The 20,904-nt window shown below is 43.4% G+C and carries 17 protein-coding genes; 14 read left to right on the plus strand and 3 right to left on the minus strand.

The annotated features are described in order from the left end of the window. The first annotated feature begins 143 nt into the window (after positions 1-143). The gene (gene sat / locus CIK80_RS14505) at positions 144-1,394 is read left to right on the plus strand and encodes a sulfate adenylyltransferase (protein WP_095570601.1); all 1,251 of its coding nucleotides are present in this window, start codon (positions 144-146) and stop codon (positions 1,392-1,394) included. Positions 1,395-1,470: 76 nt separating this feature from the next. Here the strand turns inward: sat and CIK80_RS14510 are convergent, their stop codons facing one another. Then, positions 1,471-1,995, minus strand: coding sequence for a hypothetical protein (locus CIK80_RS14510; RefSeq protein WP_095570602.1), 525 nt, complete (start codon positions 1,993-1,995; stop codon positions 1,471-1,473). Positions 1,996-2,366: 371 nt separating this feature from the next. On the opposite strand from CIK80_RS14510, the gene CIK80_RS14515 reads away from it, so the two are divergent. The 5 genes from CIK80_RS14515 to cysA all read left to right on the plus strand — a co-directional run bounded on the left by CIK80_RS14515 (position 2,367) and on the right by cysA (position 7,701). Next, positions 2,367-3,476: a sulfate ABC transporter substrate-binding protein gene (locus CIK80_RS14515; RefSeq protein ID WP_095570603.1), complete on the plus strand. Its 1,110-nt coding sequence runs from the start codon at positions 2,367-2,369 to the stop codon at positions 3,474-3,476. 322 nt (positions 3,477-3,798) lie between these two features. Then, entirely contained in the window at positions 3,799-4,839 is a 1,041-nt protein-coding gene (locus CIK80_RS14520; RefSeq protein WP_228139947.1) for a sulfate ABC transporter substrate-binding protein, read from the plus strand. Between the two features lie 209 nt (positions 4,840-5,048). After that, positions 5,049-5,930 (plus strand): sulfate ABC transporter permease subunit CysT, encoded by an 882-nt coding sequence (gene cysT, locus CIK80_RS14525; RefSeq protein ID WP_062844611.1) that lies wholly within the window; start codon positions 5,049-5,051, stop codon positions 5,928-5,930. A gap of 1 nt (position 5,931) precedes the next feature. Beyond that, positions 5,932-6,864 (plus strand): sulfate ABC transporter permease subunit CysW, encoded by a 933-nt coding sequence (gene cysW / locus CIK80_RS14530; RefSeq protein WP_095570604.1) that lies wholly within the window; start codon positions 5,932-5,934, stop codon positions 6,862-6,864. 114 nt (positions 6,865-6,978) lie between these two features. Beyond that, on the plus strand, positions 6,979-7,701 hold the full coding sequence (gene cysA / locus CIK80_RS14535) for a sulfate ABC transporter ATP-binding protein (protein WP_084387291.1): 723 nt from the start codon (positions 6,979-6,981) through the stop codon (positions 7,699-7,701). 171 nt (positions 7,702-7,872) lie between these two features. On the opposite strand, the gene CIK80_RS14540 is transcribed toward cysA, so the two are convergent. Further along, complete coding sequence (locus CIK80_RS14540) at positions 7,873-8,196, minus strand: metalloregulator ArsR/SmtB family transcription factor (protein WP_062844609.1); 324 nt, start codon at positions 8,194-8,196, stop codon at positions 7,873-7,875. Positions 8,197-8,589: 393 nt separating this feature from the next. Here CIK80_RS14540 and CIK80_RS14545 point away from each other — a divergent pair, with 393 nt between their 5' ends. From CIK80_RS14545 to bfr (CIK80_RS14555), 3 genes are all read left to right on the plus strand, one after another. Further along, the gene (locus CIK80_RS14545) at positions 8,590-8,781 is read left to right on the plus strand and encodes a (2Fe-2S)-binding protein (protein WP_062844608.1); all 192 of its coding nucleotides are present in this window, start codon (positions 8,590-8,592) and stop codon (positions 8,779-8,781) included. Between the two features lie 399 nt (positions 8,782-9,180). Beyond that, positions 9,181-9,669, plus strand: a complete 489-nt coding sequence (gene bfr, locus CIK80_RS14550) for a bacterioferritin (protein ID WP_062844607.1) — start codon at positions 9,181-9,183, stop codon at positions 9,667-9,669. 78 nt (positions 9,670-9,747) lie between these two features. Further along, positions 9,748-10,230 (plus strand): bacterioferritin, encoded by a 483-nt coding sequence (gene bfr, locus CIK80_RS14555; RefSeq protein ID WP_062844606.1) that lies wholly within the window; start codon positions 9,748-9,750, stop codon positions 10,228-10,230. Positions 10,231-10,373: 143 nt separating this feature from the next. Here bfr (CIK80_RS14555) and CIK80_RS14560 read toward each other — a convergent pair whose 3' ends face one another. Further along, entirely contained in the window at positions 10,374-11,750 is a 1,377-nt protein-coding gene (locus tag CIK80_RS14560; protein ID WP_095570605.1) for a DHA2 family efflux MFS transporter permease subunit, read from the minus strand. Between the two features lie 278 nt (positions 11,751-12,028). Here CIK80_RS14560 and yghU point away from each other — a divergent pair, with 278 nt between their 5' ends. The 5 genes from yghU (at position 12,029) to uvrA (ending at position 20,897) form a co-directional block, all read left to right on the plus strand. Beyond that, on the plus strand, positions 12,029-12,895 hold the full coding sequence (gene yghU / locus CIK80_RS14565; RefSeq protein WP_095570606.1) for a glutathione-dependent disulfide-bond oxidoreductase: 867 nt from the start codon (positions 12,029-12,031) through the stop codon (positions 12,893-12,895). Between the two features lie 464 nt (positions 12,896-13,359). Then, positions 13,360-14,403 carry a DUF1176 domain-containing protein gene (locus CIK80_RS14570; RefSeq protein ID WP_257011793.1) on the plus strand — a complete coding sequence of 348 codons (1,044 nt, stop codon included), beginning with the start codon at positions 13,360-13,362 and terminating at the stop codon, positions 14,401-14,403. 555 nt (positions 14,404-14,958) lie between these two features. Next, positions 14,959-16,629 (plus strand): DEAD/DEAH box helicase, encoded by a 1,671-nt coding sequence (locus tag CIK80_RS14575; protein ID WP_095570608.1) that lies wholly within the window; start codon positions 14,959-14,961, stop codon positions 16,627-16,629. A 218-nt stretch (positions 16,630-16,847) separates the two neighbouring features. Next, positions 16,848-18,092, plus strand: coding sequence for a DUF819 family protein (locus CIK80_RS14580; RefSeq protein WP_095570652.1), 1,245 nt, complete (start codon positions 16,848-16,850; stop codon positions 18,090-18,092). Between the two features lie 240 nt (positions 18,093-18,332). Next, complete coding sequence (uvrA, locus tag CIK80_RS14585) at positions 18,333-20,897, plus strand: excinuclease ABC subunit UvrA (protein WP_095570609.1); 2,565 nt, start codon at positions 18,333-18,335, stop codon at positions 20,895-20,897. Positions 20,898-20,904: the final 7 nt, after the last annotated feature.

Here is a 20,904-nt window from a genome sequence, read left to right on the forward strand (position 1 = left end):
AATTTTCATAAAGAAAGTTAGGTAGCCTATGCTTATCATATTTAACGTCTGATTATTGGCACACTTTTCGGTTTTGGCTATTTCTTGCGTTATCTCTTATTTTTCTGACCACTTTTTTCTTCATGTAAGGTTTTAACATTCCTATGACACAGACTCAGAATCAGACCACATCGAAACTTGTTCCTCCGCACGGTAGCACAGCGCTTAAGCCCTTATTATTAAATGGCGAAGCTCAAGCCCAAGCACTAAAGCTTGCCAGCACACTACCAACAATTACCTTAAGCTCAAGAGAGCGTGGTGACTTGATTATGTTTGGTATTGGTGGTTTTACACCATTAAACGGCTTTATGAATCAAGCGGATTGGAAAGGCGTGGTAGATGACATGCGCTTGCAAAGCGGCGACAACGCTGGTTTGTTTTGGCCGATTCCAATCACTTTATCTGCGCCCAAAGAAACTGCTGACAGCTTGAATCAAGGCGATAAAGTGGCATTGGTGGCGCAAGATGGCGAGATCATGGGTATTTTAACGGTAGAAGAAACCTATACGATTGATAAAGAATATGAGTGCCAAAAAGTATTTACCACAACAGATTCAGAGCACCCTGGGGTTCAACAAGTCTTGAATCAAGAAGCGGTCAATGTCGCCGGCAGCGTTGAGGTGTTAAGTGAAGGCGAGTTCCCAACATTATATCCAGAGATCTATAAAACGCCCGCTGAAACCCGCGAAATTTTGGATGCCAAGGGCTGGAAAACAGTCGCCGCATTCCAAACTCGTAATCCGATGCATCGCTCGCATGAATATTTGGCCAAGATTGCTATCGAGATCTGTGATGGAGTATTGATTCATTCATTGCTTGGGGCATTAAAGCCAGGTGACATCCCAGCAGAAGTGCGCCAAGAAGCGATCAGAACCCTTATTGATAATTACTTTAGAAAAGATACCGTAATTCAAGCTGGTTATCCATTAGACATGCGTTATGCTGGACCACGTGAGGCACTGCTACATGCGGTGTTCCGTCAAAACTATGGCTGTAGTCATCTGATCGTTGGTCGTGATCATGCTGGCGTTGGTGATTACTATGGTGCTTTTGATGCTCAAACCATCTTTGAGCAGGTTGGCAAAGACGACTTAATCACTCAGCCATTAAAGATTGGCTGGACATTCTGGTGTAATGCTTGTAACGCCATGGCATCTGATAAAACGTGTCCGCATGATGCGTCTGAGCATGTTAAGGTTTCTGGTACAAAACTACGTAAGGCGCTATCAGAAGATGAAGACGTGCCAGAGAACTTTAGTCGTCCAGAAGTATTAGAGATTTTGCGCAATTATTATGCTGGTATCGCTCACGAGGAGCGTGCTGAAGTCAAGCTAACGGGTGCTTCTGCTGTATAAAAGAGGCCAAACGTTAAATATTAAAAAAGGGAATCGGATATATAGTCCGATTCCCTTTTTTATTTCCAGTTTGCACTTAATGCGGTTGAGCCAACTCCAACGGGGCTCCTAGCTTTTGATATGTACCTGCCAATGAGCCACCACCAGAGCAAAAATAGCTCAATGCGCCTGACTCTTGCCCATCAATGGTTAGGGTATTTTCTTTAAATTGAAAAAAGATCTGAGTGTTATTGGCGTTGGTTTGAAAAATGATGCCATGTGCCTCGTCTTGACCCATCAGCACGGCTTTACCATCAAACTGACACGTGGGTTTTTTGAGATCACTGCGCGCTCGTATCTTAATGTCAATCTGTTTATCACCTGCCGCTCGTACCATCACACCAACCCAGTCATAGCCTTGCACACGATCAACATAGCCTTCATCGGCATAATCTCCCACCACCGCTTGCATGACTGGCACGAGTGTGGGGCTGTTGGAGCTCGCCACTTGGTTAGCGGTATTACTGGGCACGCTATGACAGCCACTCAACGTCAACAAAACCAAAGTGGTCAATGAGACTGCGACAAAAAAACGAAAACCTTGTGGAAGATGAGTGGTCATGGAATACCTCTAGAATAGTATTAGGGAAACGATTAAATAAAAACGATAAGAAGTTAATGTACTGACAGTAATGTATTCAAACCTTGGACGTAATAGGCAAAATTCAGGGACTTGATTGCTATCTCGTTCGATTAAAATTTTATCTACTCGCCGCTGTTACGGATAGCCAAAAAACCCATCGTATGAGAAACAATAATAACATTACTTATGCCAAGTTAATCACTCGATAAGCTGATTCGTCATTAAGCCTTTTTCAAACAAGCTGCTAGCATATGATCATTATCCATAGAGCCGCACTTAAGTCGTTATCATCTTTATACCTGATAGCGAAATTCTAAAAAAATGGCGCTAACACTTTATCGAGAATATTTATGCAATCAATAAGCAAAAAAACACCCAAACCTAATAATAAAGGCGCACAGGCGCAACTGCTTGGCATGAGTGGCGTACTAGCAATGACTTTATTTGTGACGGGCTGCGGCTCTAACAACGCCAAAACAGCACAAGATGCGTCAAGCACCGATGGCAGTTCAAAAAACGTTAGTCTACTGAATGTCTCTTATGATGTATCACGTGATTTTTATAAGGATTATAACGAACTCTTTAGCGAAAACTATCAAAAAGAGAATCCAGGCAGTAAAGTGAATATCAAGCAGTCGCATGGTGGTTCAAGTAAACAAGCGCTGTCCGTTGCCAATGGCTTGCAAGCAGATGTGGTGACCTTTAACCAAGAAAGTGACATGAACCTGTTGGTCGAAAAGGGGTTGGTTGCCACCGATTGGAAGCAAGCACTACCAAACAACGCTGTCCCTTATACCAGTACCATGGTGTTACTCGTGCGTAATGGCAATCCCAAAAGTATCAAAGATTGGTCAGACTTAGCGCGTAGCGATATTAAGGTCGTTATGCCAAATCCAAAGACCAGTGGTACCGCTCGCTATGCATTTTTGGGCGCTTATGGTTATGGCTTGCATCAGTTTAAAGAAAGCCCAGACAGTCATGTCAAAACTGATGGCTTTATCAGAGACATGCTGGCAAACGTGGTGACTTATGACAATGGCGCGCGTGCAGCGACGACCAGCTTTACCCAGCGCGGGCTTGGTGATGTGCTGATTACCACTGAAAATGAAGCCCATTTGGCGGCCAAAGACTTTGCTAAAGGGCAGGTTGATATTGTTTATCCAAGTTATTCTGTGTTGATCAACAACCCAGTGGCAGTCGTGACAGCCGTTACCGATAAAGCGGGAAGGACTGACGCTGCGAACACGTATCTAAAAGGTCTATGGGAAACCCCAGCTCAAGAGCTTATGGCTCAGATGTATATGCGTCCTAGCAATGAGCAAGTCCTTGCTGCGCATAAAGATACTTTGCCTGCCATCGCAACCTTTGAACCAGTTAGTGTCTTGGGCTCGTGGGAGCAAATCATGGAAACATTCTTTGTAGATGGTGGGCGTTTTGATCAGCTAGCACAAGCAAAGTAATAAGCGAAGGCGAAGGCAAAGGCAAAGGCAAAGGCAACGTGATATTTGACCAATAGACTGTCCAGAAAACTAAAAACTACGGTCATAGATATATTTTTGATGGTCTATTGGTAACGCTATTAAGAATTTTTGCTAATCTCCTTATCGCGTTAAAGCCAGCATTGTGTTATTCCATTTTGGCAATAACATACGCATATTCATCATTAAACATAATAAGATGGCGCTGTTAGCATACTGGTATTATTTAACAGATACCTTTGAGGGATTTATGACATACGCCGCGCGATATCAACAGAAAAGTAAAGCACTGAACGTCTTAGGTATGGCAGGCGTTGCATTAACCTTGGGTCTTGCTGGCTGTAGCAACAATGAGCAGGCAGACACAACTGCAAATGCGGATGGTGCGGCGACAGACAGTCAAAATATCGAGCTACTAAACGTCTCTTATGACGTGGCCCGCGATTTTTATAAAGACTACAACCCGCTATTTATTGAGCATTATAAAGCAGAAAATCCAAATGCTAACATCAACATCAATCAGTCACATGGTGGTTCAAGTAAGCAAGCGCTGTCTGTAGCCAATGGCTTGCAAGCAGATGTGGCAACCATGAACCAAGGCTCTGATATTGAGCTGCTTGAGAAAAAAGGCTTGGTTGAATCAGATTGGCAAAGCAAATTCCCAGATAATGCAGTGCCATTTACCAGTACCATCGTGTTTTTGGTGCGTAAAGACAATCCAAAGGGCATCAATGATTGGCAAGATTTGACCAAAGAGGGTGTTGAGATTGTCATGGCCAACCCAAAAGTGACGGGTAATGGTCGCTATGCATTCTTAGGTGCTTATGGTTATGGCTTGCATGCTTTCAATAACGAAGAAGCAGCCGCTAAAAACTATGTGCAAGATATGCTCAAAAACGTCAAAGTTTATGAGAATGGCGGACGTGCTGCTACGACCACTTTTGTTCAACGTGGTATTGGCGATGTGTTAGTGACGTTTGAAAACGAAGCCAATCTTGCTGCCACTGACTTTGGTGCTGGTAAAGTAGACATTGTATATCCAAAGTACTCTATCAAGTCAGAAAGTCCAGTAGCGGTTGTGAAGTCGGTGACTGACAAAAAAGGTACCACTGACGCAGCAAAAGCTTATCTTGACTACCTATGGAGTGAGCCTGCTCAGCAGTTGGCAGCTGACCTCTACCTACGTCCTAGTGTCAAAAGCGTTCTTGATAAAAACAGTGACAAGTTGCCACCAGTTGAAACCTTCCGTCCGAATGATGCGTTTGGGTCATGGGATGAAATCATGAGTACTTACTTCAGCGATGGCGGTGTATTCGATCAATTGGCCATCAAAGCGCCAAAATAATTACCGTTTAACGGCAATGTTAGCGCTGGCTCGACCACGTCTTGTCATGCAATAGATATGAGCATTAAGTCATAGACAACCATAAAGGACATGGCGTTCTGCGCTATGTCCTTTATAACATAGGCTTTCTAACACAGACGTACTAACCATAAACTCGATATAACATGGTCTTACGATAAGTACCATCAGATAGGCAATAGGACATCACTATGAGTGCAACATCTTCTTCTGCCAGTAAACCGCCTAAAAAAGGTTGGCTGACACGTTTGCGTCAACGCAATGTGTTGCCAGGTTTTGGTTTAAGCATGGGTATTACTGTCTTTAGCTTATCGTTATTGGTGGTGCTACCGTTTGCCATGATGGCCTATACCACAACGCAGATGGGCTGGACTGGATTTTGGGAAACCATTACTCAGCCGCAGGTCACCGCTGCTATTAAGCTGAGCTTATGGATGTCGTTTTTGGCCATGCTGACCAATATGGTGTTTGGAACACTGGTTGCTTGGGTGCTGGTACGTTATGAGTTTTGGGGTAAGTCACTAATCAATGCGTTGGTCGATCTGCCTTTTGCGTTGCCAACAGCAGTGACGGGTATCTCCCTTGCCACGCTTTATGCACCGAATGGCTTGATTGGACAGTGGTTTGCAAAATTTGACATACAGGTAGCTTTTACGCCCATCGGGATTTGGCTCGCGTTAGTCGTGGTTAGCTTTCCATTCATTGTCCGTGCTGTTCAGCCTGTGCTCGCAGAGCTGTCGGTTGAGTTTGAAGAAGCCTCAGCGGTGTTGGGTGCCAATCGCTTGACCACGTTTCGAAAGGTTATCTTACCAGAGCTACTGCCTGCTTTATTAATGGGTGCAGGGATGATGTTTGCGCGTGCCACTGGTGAGTATGGTTCAGTCATCTTTATTGCCGGTAATATTCCGATGCAGTCTGAGATTTTGCCACTTATTATTATCAGTAAGCTTGAGCAGTTCGATGTTCAAGGTGCCTCCGCTGTTGCGTTATTTATGCTACTGATCTCCTTTGTGATTTTATTGACCATTAATATCGTGCAGTGGAAGCTGTCTCGCCGCGTAGGAGCTCGCTAATATGCAAATATCCAATAGCTACGACTACCAAAGCAATCCTGCCACCAAAGATACACCGTGGGTACGTCGCATTTTCATCGTGATTGCTGTCTTGTTTATGGTTGTCATGTTGGTCATACCGTTGTTGGCGGTATTCTATGAAGCCTTCAAGAGTGGTTGGCAGTTGTATATTGCCTCGCTGGTCGACCCAGAAGCATTGGAGGCGATCAAGCTTACCCTCATTACGGCTGCTATTGTCTTGCCAATTAATATGGTAATGGGTATTGCTATCGCTTGGTTGGTCACGCGTTATCAGTTCAAAGGCAAGCAGCTGGTCACCACGTTACTTGATTTACCATTCTCTGTGTCGCCCGTGGTTGCAGGCTTGATGTTTGTATTGTTGTTTGGTCTGAACTCTACCCTTGGCGGCTGGCTTGAGAGCATGGGTTTCCAAATTATTTACGCGGTCCCTGGTATTGTTTTAGCAACCCTATTTGTGACTTTTCCTTTTGTCGCACGTGAGCTGATACCATTAATGCAGACTCAAGGTGATAGTGAAGAGCAAGCCGCACTGACTCTAGGAGCTTCTGGTTGGCAGACTTTTTGGCATGTGACATTACCCAATATTAAATGGGCGTTGCTATATGGCTTGATTCTGACCAACGCTCGCGCGATGGGCGAGTTTGGTGCTGTGAGCGTGGTATCAGGTCACATTCGTGGCGAAACCAATACGATGCCATTGTTGGTTGAGATTGCTTATAACGATTATAACTTTACCGCTGCGTTTGCTTTGTCGAGCTTACTTGCGGCTCTAGCGCTAATCACCTTACTGATTCAGCAGGTTATGACCAAGCTGCAAGAGCGTAAATTTGCTAAGTCTGAAAGGTTGGCAAGCGCACCCGAGCTACCAGCAAGTGCGAGTGCGACCATTCCTACTAGTCAAGATAAGCCGTAAAAATAAATGGTATTTAAGTCAGCAGTATGATTTAAACCACTGATAATTGAGACATTGGGTGTCGCCCAGATACACTGATACGATACGCCAAAAGAGACAATAAGAGATATTATTATGAGTATCGAGATTCGTAACGTTAATAAAAAGTTTGGTGATTTCGTAGCCTTAGACGATATCAACATTACCGTACCAACGGGTAAGCTAACCACGTTGCTTGGACCTTCAGGCTGTGGTAAAACCACGTTGCTGCGCATCATTGCAGGTTTGGAATACGCGGACTCTGGACAAATACTGTTTGATGATTTGGATGTCACCAATACCCCTGTGCAAAAACGTCATATTGGTTTTATGTTCCAGCATTACGCATTGTTTCGTCATAAAAACATCGCTGATAATGTGGCGTTTGGATTGACGTTATTGCCAAAAAATGAGCGACCTAACAAAGCTGAGATTAATAAGCGTGTCGCAGAACTGTTAGATTTGGTACAGTTGCCTCAAGTTGCCAATGCTTATCCGCACCAACTATCAGGCGGACAGCGTCAACGGATTGCGCTGGCACGGGCACTTGCTGTCAAGCCAAAACTACTATTACTTGATGAGCCATTTGGCGCATTGGATGCCAAAGTACGTAAAGAGCTACGCACTTGGCTAAAAAATATTCATCATGAGCTGGGTATTACTAGTATTATGGTTACTCATGATCAAGAAGAAGCACGTGCCGTATCTGATGAGATTGTGGTTATGAACCAAGGACGTGTAGAGCAGGTGGGAACATCGGAAGAGTTGATACATCAGCCAGCCAATGCTTTCATCAGTGATTTCCTCGATCTTGTATAGAATGGTATTTTATATAATTGAATCTTGTATAAAAACTGAGAGTACGCTATAGACTTATAGTGTTGGAACGATTAGCTTCTTAAAGGCAATAAAAAAGACCTATCTTAAATGGGTCTTTTTTATTGCCTTTAATCCGTGCTAAAAGCCAGTCTTGCTGTATACACCCTCTATCTAAGCAGGTTCTGACATATCAATGTCTTTGGTCAATATTTGCTTGTAGGTAATCTCTAGAATATGCTCACACCATTCGGGTAAATCATCAGCAACCTCATACCACATCCAAGTACCATCACGAACACAGCTCAAAATACCCAGTTTCTTTAGATGGTTTAAGTGACGAGATATGGTTGGCTGCGGCTGGTCCAATATGTCAACCAACTCACCCACACAACGTGCTTCTTTTCGGAATAATATTTGAAATATTTTTAAGCGTGTCGGATCAGATAAGACTTTAAACAACTCAATAGGTCGTATTGTAAAATTATTATCAGACATAGAATAGTTCCAATAAGGCTAGATTAATAGGCCTTCAATATAACAGCAGTTATCTACAAAATCGATTAAAAAATAAGCTAAATTACAGTTCGTCGTCAATTTACTACCTTTTATCTTGTTTAGTTACAGTAGTAACCATATTAATCTACATCAGTTAACTGACTGTAATAGAAGACTATTTTTTTGCGCACTCAATTGTAAAATACTATTGCAAATGATAATAATTATCGTTATTATACTTAAATTGTTACGCAGAATTTTATTAGGTAGCAAATTGATAGGTAGTGAAGTGGGTGGGTGACTATCTATTGACCTATAAGGTTTTTCATCAATGCCCAATATTTATAAGCAGTAAAGTAGTTATCGAATGATGGTATTCAGGAGAGCTGGTGTATGTACGTATGTATCTGTAATGACGTGAAAGAAAAACAAATCAAAGCTGCTATTGCTTCAGGTATTGATACTCTTGAAGGTCTAAAAGATACGCTCGACGTTGCAACCTGCTGTGGCTGCTGCGAGCCAATGGTAAATGATTACCTAGATGAACACCATGCGAAATTAGATATCCTAGCCTATGCTGTCTAAATATAGTAGATCTAAAAATTCTCTATTTTAAATATCTTAGATGTATTGTTATAAAACACAGTACATCTAATATCATGTCTTTACCCTCAATATATAAAAGACATAGGGTAATTGGCAAATTTCTACAGTACTTTTCAAAAAAACAGCTATCCTTTTATTCATGTTTTTTCAACGTGATAAATTCCTGTTGTCTTTATAAACGCTAGCTAATTATGATTCTCAACTAGCATCTTATTCTTAGTTCATAATATTACATGTCATACAGCGCCTGTATGTTACTATATTTAAATAAAGTAACAGAGCATATTATTGCATGTGATTTTTACTGACATTGCTACTATTACGTGATGAATTTTAGATATACGGTAATGTATAAATATACATAGAGGAGTATGGGTTATGATAGGTAGCCAAAAAGTCATAGATTATTTAAATTTTTTATTAGGTGGTGAGCTGGCTGCTCGTGACCAGTATTTTATACATTCAGAAATGTATGCTGAGTGGCATTACGGGAAGTTGTACGACCGTATCCATCATGAGATGGAAGATGAGACGTTACACGCGCAAGCCATTATTCGCCGCATTTTGATGCTAAGCGGTACGCCAAAAATGACTGTAGATGCTATCAATATTGGAGCCACGGTTCCTGAGATGCTACAACTGGATCTTGATTTAGAGTATCAAGTACAGAAGCATCTAAAAGACGGTATTGCGCTGTGTGAAGAAGAGCGGGATTATGTTACGCGTGAGATGCTTGTTGAGCAGTTAAAAGACACCGAAGAAGATCATGCTCATTGGCTTGAACAGCAGTTACGTCTTATCGACATGATTGGTCTGCCAAATTACCTCCAAAGCCAAGTGGCTGAAGTCACTCCCAATCTTATTTAATGTCACAATAGATATAAATAGTCATAAAAACTGGCCGACATGGTTGGCCAAAACAATAAATAAGTAGGGAGAGAAATAATGAAAGGGGACAAAGAGGTCATTCGTGCTTTAAATAAGGTACTGGGACAGTCGCTTATTGCCATCAATCAGTATTTTTTGCATGCACGCATTGCCCGTCATTGGGGCTTAGAAGCGCTTAACGAAAATTTTTACAAACAATCTATCGCTGAGATGAAATGGTCAGATGATTTGATTGCACGTATTTTATTATTAGGTGGCTTACCCAATTTGCAAGATTACGGTAAGATGTTTATTGGCGAAGATGTGCCAGAGTTGATCGATTGCAATTTGCGTTTAGAAAAGCAAAAATTCGCTATCATTACTGATGCCATCACTTTGTGTGAGACAAAGGCCGACTATGTTTCTCGTCAGTTATTGACCATTTTAAAAGATGGTAATGAGGAATATCAAGATTGGCTTGAGACTCAAGAAGACTTAATCGAAAGTATGGGCGTAGAACGATACATTCAATCACAAATCAATGATGACGATACGATCTAAGCGTTAAACCTATCATTGATTGGCGATCACGCCATATCAGATGCCAGCATGAGTTTTGGTTTATACCAACCCCATGCTGGCATTTTTATGTGTGACGTTTAACAAATCTATGGAAGCTAACACCGGTAGTCACGTTTTTACTGTCAATACAAACCACGGCCGTCTTCAGGTTTCAAGCGCATAAATACCATTGCAGAGAGAATCGTTAATACACCCATGACAAAAAATGTGGTTTGAAATGCTGTTAACGTATCCATCTGTATACGCTCACGTAATAGATTTAAAATGGCTGCACCAAAAGCAATACCGAAGCTAATGGCCAGCTGTTGATTAACGGCCATCAAGCTATTGCCGCTACTGGTCTGTGCGCCTTGGAGATCACCAATTGTAATGGTATTCATCGCGCTGAATTGTAAGGAGTTACAAGCGCCCATGATGGTCAAAATAGGAATAAACCAAAGCCATTGTGAGGCGTCATTAAACTGCGTTAAAACCAAGATAAGTGAGCCCATCACTGAGGTGTTGTAGATCAAAACTTTGCGGTAGCTGTAACGCTGAATGATCTTACTCACAAAGGGCTTGATACCGATTGCGCCTACAGCAATAGGAGCAAGGAGCCAGCCTGCCTTTGATGGAGAGTATTCAAATACGACTTGCAGCAGTAATGGCAATAAAAAGGGGACCGCACTGATGCCAAGGCGTGTAAACAGATTGCCAGTAATACCTATGCGAAAGGTACGAACATCGAACAAGGCCAGCGGGAACAACGAGGCAGATTGCCGTTTGGCATGCCAAATATAAGCGCCTATCAATAGGCTTGCGCCAAGACCGAAGAGCAGACCATAAAGCCCATGTCCTGTCTGCGAGCCAAACTCTACAGCCAATGTAAATCCACAAGCCGCTGCGGCAAACAATAAAAATCCTGTCCAATCAAGACGTTTGGTATCTTCGAATAATGCAGGGACCAGCTTTTTCCCCATCACAAAACCGGCTATCCCCATTGGTATATTGATCAAAAATATCCAATGCCAACTGGCGTATTGCACAATATAACCACCCAAAATGGGTCCTACCAACGGCGCAACCAATGCAGGTATGACCGCAAAATTCATGACCGTTAATAGCTTATTACGTGGATAGGATTTGACCAATATGAGACGAGCAACGGGTGTCATCATTGCGCCACCGATGGCTTGAATAACCCGTGAAGCAATCAAAAAATCTAGTGTTGGTGAGGCGGCGCATAACAATGAGCCAATACAAAAAATAATGATGGCTGATAAAAATACTTGGCGGGTGCCATATTTGTCAGCCAAAAAGCCACTAAGAGGAATGAATATGGCTAAAGTCAGTGCATAACTGATCACCGCCCACTGCATTTTTAAGGGCGACTCGCCAAGCGCTTGTGCCATTTGCGGTAGTGACGTATTTAAAATGGTTGCATCTAGAATTTGCATAAATAGCGCTACCGCTAGTACATAGGGCAGGTATTTATCTTGCGTTGGGGTGAGCGTTACCATGTAAATCTCATTAAATATTCTGTCATAAAATCAGACGAATAGTATTATTTGCCACTTATTGATAAGTGGCGAGTTATGATATAGGTCAAGTAGTATAAGAAAGACTTACGGATAATAAAAGTGACTCAAGGTAACGATTGCCAGCTGAGGTGACAAAGTACTAAAACAATAGGCGACAACATTGCTTACAAGAGAGGACTTTAATGTAAGGGTGAATTCTCGTTATAGTGAGCCTTCATTATAGATATACACCAAAAAAAATAAATTAAGGATATGTTATGAGTCAGGACAATAATAATTCAAGCAATCACGCTACTGAACAAACAAATACCTATGTACCGCCAAAGGTTTGGGTACAAGACAAAGAAAACGGTGGTAAATTTGCTAGCATCAATCGCCCGACTGCTGGCGCACGTTATGAAAAACCGCTACCAGTAGGTGATGCACCATTGCAATTGTATTCTTTGAATACCCCAAATGGTGTAAAGGCAAATATATTATTGGAAGAGTTGGCAGAGCTAGGTGTGAAAGGTGCTGAATATAATGCTTATAAAATTGATATTTCTAAAGGCGATCAGTTTGGCTCAGGGTTTGTGGCAATCAATCCCAACTCAAAGATTCCAGCCTTGGTAGACCATTCTAGCCATGTAGAAGGCGATGACAGCAGCGAGCCTATCGCAGTCTTTGAGTCAGGTGCCATCTTAATGTATTTGGCAGAAAAATTTGGTAAGTTTATTCCTCTGTCAGCAGGCAAGGCACGTGCAGATTGTTTGTCTTGGATTATGTGGCAAATGGGTAGCGCGCCCTTCTTAGGGGGCGGTTTTGGTCATTTCTATGCTTATGCACCTAAACCGTTGGAGTATCCAATCAATCGTTATACGATGGAAGTTAAGCGTCAGCTTGATGTGCTTGATACGCATCTAAAAGATAATGAATACATGTGTGGCAACAATGAAGAAGATTACAATATTGCTGATATGATTATTTGGGCATGGTATGGTCAGCTGGTACTGGGTAAGCTTTATGATGCAGCAGAATTCTTACAAGTAAACGACTATAAACATGTACAGCGCTGGGCACAAAAAATCGCTGAGCGTCCTGCAGTTAAACGTGCGGTTGACCTGACATTAACACCAATTGACTAAGTAAATTGGTATCTGGTTTACCATCATATTACCACTAAGGCCGATAAGCATTCCGCTTATCGGCCTTAGTAGTATTTGATATATTATATTTACGTATAAGTATATTATAATAAATATATGGCTGTATTTTTACGAAATGCTACATTATCATAACAATCAGAAACACTAATGCGTTAAGATAGGCAAACAATATTCTGACAGACAGATGTTTGTCACCATTTTATGAATAAAAAATTATGTAAGACATAACATCTTAACTTGATCGAGTGATTGCCTTTAATCAATATTCAACGCTTAATTTCTATTAAAATTTCGGCATGATTTTTTAAAAATATCAATCGATATTTGTCAATAAATGCTTAAGGTCGTACTACATGACTTATTCTACAATTATATCCAATGTAATAAAAAAGATGCCCTCATTGAGGATAAAAAACCATGTGCTTATACCTATGGTTGCTGCCATGAGTACAGTTCTACTTAGCAATGTCACCATGGCGCACGCAGGTGTTGAGTTTGTCAATCAAGACTGGCAGGTTGCCTGCGACAATACCATGACTTGCCGGCTGGCAGGCTATCAAGCTGAGAATAATAGTGAGCTGCCTGTTTCCGTGTTGCTTGTGCGCCGCGCAGGCGCCAATGCCAGCGTAGAGGGCAAAGTGAAGCTTGGGGGTGCTAAAGAAAGCTCGTCTAAAGCACTCATGCAATTGGGTGATCGCCATCGTATCTCTTTATTTATTAACGATAAAAACTATGGCGAAACCAAAACTTTTTCAGCCACTGCAGGCAATGCTGAATTGACTGAAGCTCAAGTAAGCGCATTATTGAATGCCTTGACCAAATCCAGTAAAATTGAGCTGGTACTGCGCAATTCACGTTGGCAGCTTTCTGATAAAGGCGCTAGTGCCGTTATGCTAAAGGCGGACGAAGCCCAAGGTCGAGTAGGGACGTCAAACGCCTTTATTGATCGCGAAGGTGCGGCTAAGCCCAATAGCAGCGTAATACCTCCAAAGGCTGTCCCAAAATTACGCTTTGTATTACCTAATTCCAAAGCGGTTTCTAATAATAATAAAAAATTTGGCATGCGCTCTTCTCAGCTAGCAACCATTATGAAAGGTACAATGAAAGAAGTAGATAGTGATTGCCCAAATCTGCCAGACAAGTCGCCATGGCGCATCAATCGTTTAAATGGTTCACAACTATTGGTACAGCATGAATGTTGGAGAGGGGCTTACAATGTCGGTACAGGCGTGTGGGTAATGAATGACAGCAAGCCTTACAATCCGACATTGGTCACTACTAGTGCCACAGGCTACGACGAAGGCAAAATAACCTCAGTGCAGAGAGGTCGCGGTATTGGCGACTGCTTAGCCAAAAGCGAGTGGATATGGACGGGCAAATCATTTGAAAAAAGCTATGAAAGCACTACTGGGCTCTGTCGTTTGATTGCAGCTGGCGGTGCATGGGAGCTACCCACCTATGTGACTGAGGTTAGAACAGCACAATAATAGTAGCCGATATACGTCTCAATAGGGTGTAGAAACCGCAATCCTGCGACTGTTTCTACACTAATCAAAAAAACAGCTACAAATATTTTTTTAATGTGATATACTGCGTCGCCACGTTAGCTTAGTCTATCGTGAATTATGAGATTGATAACATCGCCTGCGATTTTGGGTCTAGGATGACCATAAGTAATTGTTGCCGATGATTTTGTGTACTTAAATAACACTTTATATAAATAATCGTTATTTTTGACTCATATCTTATCTACTGACCCGTAAAGAGGGGTCAAATTGGTTGTTATATGCGATTATCTGCTTTGGACAAAGCATCAATAATACGTTTATATCAAGCAAGGATGAGACACTCGGCACTACCACCAAAATACGTCAGACAGCACAAACGCATTTATTATCGAGGCTTTATTGGCTTCGTTTCTTATTATCGACACTTTTATGTGCTGCGATGATACTTCAATAAAGGCTGCGTGGTGAACGGTTATCAGTGGTATGCATCAAGATTGCTGAATTTACAGCAACTTATACTTACCAAGGATTCTCATGACTGATATCTTATCTACAATCGCCGCTGAAAACGGCATCATCGAAAGCAACAACACTCAAGCAAATACTGATACTGATAATCAAGCGGCGACTACTGACGCTACTGAAGAAAATAAAGTTACCTTTACCGATCTTGGTATTGCCAAACCAATTCTTACGGCACTTGATCGTAGTGGTTACACCAACCCAACACCTATCCAAGCACAAGCCATTCCTTTTGCTCTAGAAGGTCGTGACCTATTGTTGTCAGCGCAAACAGGTAGTGGTAAGACTGCAGCATTCGTAATCCCAGTACTTGATCGTTTGAGCCGTGCAACCAGCTTTGACAAGCTCACCAAAGCCCTTATCCTAACGCCAACGCGCGAACTTGCTCAGCAAGTACATGATAGTGTCCGTACTTACTCTAAAGACATGCGCGGTTTATTCTGTGTACCATTGGTTGGCGGCGCGCCATACAATGGTCAGATCACTGCTCTGAAAAAAGGCGTCCAAGTTATCGTTGCAACGCCTGGTCGTTTACTTGATCATATCAATGCAGGCCGTGTTGACTTATCAAATCTAGAAGTATTGGTACTTGACGAAGCGGATCGCATGTTAGACATGGGTTTTGCTGATGACATCAGTGATATCTTACGTGCAGCACCAGTTGATCGTCAGACAATCATGTGTTCAGCGACTTGGGATGGCCCAGTAGGTAAAATCGCAGCTAGCTTCACTAAAAATCCTGAGCGTGTATCAATCAAAGTAGAATCTGCACACATAGAAGAAAAAGTGTACTACTGTGATGATTTTGATCACAAGAACCGCTTACTTGACAAAATCGTTTGCCAGCAAGATATGGATCAAATCATTATCTTTGCTGCCACCAAACGTAGCACTGAAAAGCTAGCAAAACAGCTACAAGAAGCGGGTCATAAAGCCAGTTTCCTACATGGCGATTTGCCACAAAGCAAGCGTAACCGTATCGTTCAAGATTTGCGTAACGGTAAAGTCAAAATCCTAGTAGCGACTGACGTTGCTGCCCGTGGTTTAGACATACCAGCAATTTCACACGTTATTAACTATGACTTGCCGCGTCAGACAGAAGATTACGTCCATCGTATCGGTCGTTGTGGCCGTGCTGGTCGTACTGGTATCGCAATCAGCCTATGTAGCATGGATGATCGTCCACAGCTAAACGCCATCAACCGTTATTTAGATCGCAAAATGGAAGTCTGTGTTATCGAAGGTATGGAGCCTAAGAAAACATACGTGCCTAGCGAAAACAAAGGTAATGGTCGTGGCCGTGGTCGCGGACGCTCTAACGGAGGTGGTCAAGGCCGTGGTCGTTCAGCGGGTGGCTATGCAGGTAAATCTAGTGGTGGCGGTCAAGGCCGTGGTCGCTCAAGTGACAGCGCAGCAACCAGTCAACGCGCCAGCAATGACAGCGGTTATCAAGGCAAACCACGTGATTCATCTGGTAAGCCAAATGAGCGTTCAGGTGGCAAGCCTTATCAAGGCAAGCGCACTGGTGGCCCAAGCCGCGGTGATAGCACTGGCGTTCCACGTGGTGAGCGTGCAGCAACAGGTCGCGGTCGTCCAAGCGGCAGCCAAGGTCGCCCAGCAGGTCGTTCTGACAGCCGTGGTCAAGGTCGTCCAAACAGCGGCAACCGTGGTAAAAACTCGTAATAATACGATTATTTATGGTTAACGAAGGCTTTTATAAAAGCGACTAAGTTAACGGTAAAGCTAATAAAAAAGCCAGATACTTATTATCTGGCTTTTTTGTGTCTATTGGTTTGTGTGAGTCCAACCATTTTGAGTGGCAAGTACAAGATAGTGGCTTGCGCGTTTTTTTTGCCTTGTCTATACTGGCAGGCTTTTATCGTATGCTTTGGAGCTATTTGATGCCCGCTTTCTCAAGTTTAGCTATTGATAGTTTGCCGCTGGCGTTTGGCATCATTATGGCCATCATTGGTTTGGTTTTTTATACCCAAGGATTGCCCGGTAAGTTTTGGCGACGATTTTATGCGGTATTACCGGGTATTGTTTTGTGCTGCTTTATACCTGCAACCCTCAACAGTTTGGGCGTCTTTGCGGACGGTATTGGTTCGCAGATTTACGGTTTTACAGCAACCTATTTGTTGCCTGCAAGTTTATTATTAATGACCCTATCTATGGATGTGCCTAAGATATTGGGGTTGGGCTGGAAAGCTATTGCCATGTTCTTTGCGGCTAGTATTGCCATTATTATCAGTGGTCCTATTAGCTTAGGAATCGCCAAATGGGTATCGCCTGAAATGTTTGTCGATGATACCTTATGGCGCGGGTTTTCAGCCGTGGCTGGTAGTTGGATCGGAGGCGCCGCCAATCAGGCAGCAATGAAAGAATTGTTTGGTGTCAGCGACGATTTGTTTGGCATGATGATTTTGGTGGATGCAACCAATGCTTCATTGTGGTTGCTTGCAATTTTAGTAATGGCTAAACACAGCGAGAAAATAGACCGCTTTTTAAAAGCAGATACCAGCAGTATCGATAAAGTCATTACAGCCGTCGAAAGTTATGAGCGTGATCATGCGCGGCCTGCGACCTTAAATGATTTGATGGTGATGTTTGGGTTATGTTTTGCTATGGTAGGAGTGGCGCACTTTGCCGGCGGGCAAATTGCAGATTTTTTTGCGCCATACAAATGGGCAGTACAGTATAGCTTTGCCAGCTCGTTTTTTTGGATGGTGGTGATCATTACCTTGATCGGTGTTATTTTTTCCTTTACCAAAATTCGTCGTCTTGATCACGCTGGCGCGTCTAAAATCGGTACGGTATTTATCTTTGTGTTGATTGCCGCCATCGGAATGCAGATTAATCTGGAAGGTATTGTCTCTCAGTGGCGTCTCTTATTGATTGGCTTTTTATGGATGAGTATCCATGTTGCCATTATTTTTGTTGTCGCAAGACTCATTCGCGCGCCGTTTTTCTTTTTGGCGGTTGGCTCTAATGCCAATACAGGCGGCGCGTCATCGGCGCCGATTGTTGCGACGGCATTTCATCCGTCGCTTGCACCTGTGGGTGTATTTTTGGGTATTCTTGGTTATGCGGTAGGGACGTTTGGTGGTTATATCAGTACCCAATTGATGCGGCTTGTGGTGGGGTAATACTGACACCATCATGCTTACAACTAAAGTCTCTCTTTTACCAATTAAAAAAGCTGCATGAATGCAGCTTTTTTTTGTTATTCATGAATTGATAGATTAAGTTATCGTTTTGTCCATCTATGCTACTAATACGTAAGCTTCATCATGTCACTACCTAAGTACGTGTTAACATTTCTGCCAGTTGTACAAAAAATAGAACCTTCGGGAATAAACGACGACTCAACAGGAATGAATAGTATTATGGCAAGCCAAAAAGAATTAGAAAAAACAAATAAAACAAGTATCGTGAAAAACGCTCTATACAACCCTGACCAAGAAAACATTCAGGTAAGGGGTGCGCGCGTGCATAACCTAAAGAACGTCGATGTTAATTTACCTCGCAATGCACTGGTGGTCTTTACGGGTATATCAGGTTCAGGGAAGTCATCATTGGCGTTTGGGACGTTGTTTGCCGAGTCACAACGGCGTTATCTTGATTCGGTATCTCCTTATGCAAGACGACTGATTGATCAAGTCGATGAGCCAGATGTCGATAGCATCGAAGGATTGCCACCAGCTGTGGCACTACAACAGCAGCGCGGTACGCCCTCAGTACGCTCGTCCGTCGGTAGTGTAACCACTATATCCAACGGTTTGCGTATGCTGTATTCACGAGCAGGAGAGTATCCAGCCAACCAAGAGATGCTATATGCCGACGCGTTTTCTCCTAATACGCCAGACGGTGCTTGTCCGACTTGCTCAGGTATTGGTCGTGTGTTTGAAGTTACTGAAGCATTGTTGGTACCAGATAATACGAAGACCATCCGTGAGCGGGCGATTGCGGCATGGCCGCCAGCATGGCAAGGTCAAAATCTTAGCCGCATATTGACCACACTCGGCTATGATATCGATAAACCTTGGCACACACTGCCCAAAAAAACGCGCGACTGGATTTTGTTTACCGATGACACGCCAACCGTGCCCGTTTATCCTGAGTACAATATTGAGCAAACGCGCGAGGCGATTGAGAATGGGGAGAAGCCAAATTATATGGGCACCTTTACCAGTGCCAAAAACTTTATTTTACATTCTTTTGCTACAACTCAAAGCCCGCGTACCAAAAAACGTGTCTCGCAGTTTATGCAAATCTCTGAGTGTCCAGAGTGTCATGGCAAAAAGCTCAAAAAAGAATCGCTGTCCGTCAAGTTTGCTGGATTGGATATCGGTGAGCTGTCACAGCTAACCTTAACTGAAATGGCCATTAAACTTGAGAAAACAGCGCGGACTAAAGTAACTGATGACACACCACACCGCGAAAAAGCCATCGTTGCACAGCGTATTACTAATGACATCCTCTCTCGTGTTGAGGCAATGACCAGGCTTGGTTTGGGTTATCTATCGCTTGAGCGTACGACACCCACATTATCTCCTGGTGAACTTCAGCGATTGCGACTGGCAACCCAGATTCGCTCGCAGCTTTTTGGCGTGGTTTATGTCCTTGATGAGCCGTCCGCAGGTCTTCATCCTGCTGATACGCAAGCGCTGCTCGGGGCACTGGATGAGCTCATCGCGTCTGGCAACTCTATGTTTGTCGTTGAGCATGACGTGAGTGTTATCAGACATGCCGATTGGATCGTCGATGTCGGACCAAAGGCTGGCATGCATGGCGGTGAGATTGTCTATAGTGGGCCTGTAGAGGGACTGCGTGAGGTTGCACAGTCGCATACGGGTCGATACCTCTTTGCTGATACAATCTCTAACGCTCAGTCTAAATCTGATACCAGAGAGCCGACAGCATGGCTTAAGCTTGCAAACATCGAGCGCAACAACATAATAGGTTTAGACGTTGCGTTTCCGCTTGGGGTAATGACGAGTGTCACTGGGGTCTCAGGCTCAGGAAAATCGAGCCTTGTCAGTCAAGCATTAGTCGAGCTCATCAATGAGGCACTGGGACAAAAAACGGTTGCGGAGGCCCCTATAGGGGAGGCAGATTTGCTTGAGCAAGAGCTTGAAGCGGTAACAGGTGGTGAAATCATATCTGGTATGGAGCATATCCGTCGTCTGATTAATATCAATCAAAAGGCGATCGGACGGACGCCGCGCTCGAATCTGGCAACCTATACTGGTTTATTTGATGATGTACGTAAGCTGTTTGCAGCAACCAAGCAAGCAAAAGCTAGTGGTTATGATGCTGGGCGTTTCTCTTTTAACACGACAAAAGGCCGCTGTCCAAATTGCGAAGGGTTGGGATTTGTCAGTGTTGAGCTGTTGTTCTTACCAAGCGTTTATGCACCTTGCCAAGTGTGTCATGGGCAGCGCTATGATAAAGAAACCTTAGCGGTCACGTATCGAGATAAGAACATTGCTGAGGTGCTGGACTTAACCGTAGAAGCGGCTCACGAGTTTTTTGTTGATGAGGTGCCTATTGTGCGGGCATTGGACGCGCTACTACAAGTTGGACTGGGCTATTTGCGTTTGGGTCAGCCAGCGACGGAGCTATCAGGCGGGGAAGCACAGCGCATCAAGCTTGCTACTGAATTGCAACGTATACAGCGAGGCGATACCTTGTACATATTAGATGAACCCACCACTGGTCTACATCCCGCTGATGTGTCCATGCTAATGACGCAGTTAAATGATCTCGTCGATGCTGGCAACACGGTCATCATGGTTGAGCATGATATGCAAGTGGCCAGCAATAGCGACTGGATTATTGATATCGGGCCAGGAGCAGGGGATGCGGGCGGGCTAATTGTTGCTCAGGGCACGCCAAGGGATGTCGCCCAATCAGAAGACAGTCGCACCGCCCCATTTTTATTGGTGTAATGGCAAA

The organism is Psychrobacter sp. JB193 (assembly GCF_002285555.1).
Classification (GTDB): Bacteria; Pseudomonadota; Gammaproteobacteria; order Pseudomonadales; family Moraxellaceae; genus Psychrobacter; species Psychrobacter alimentarius.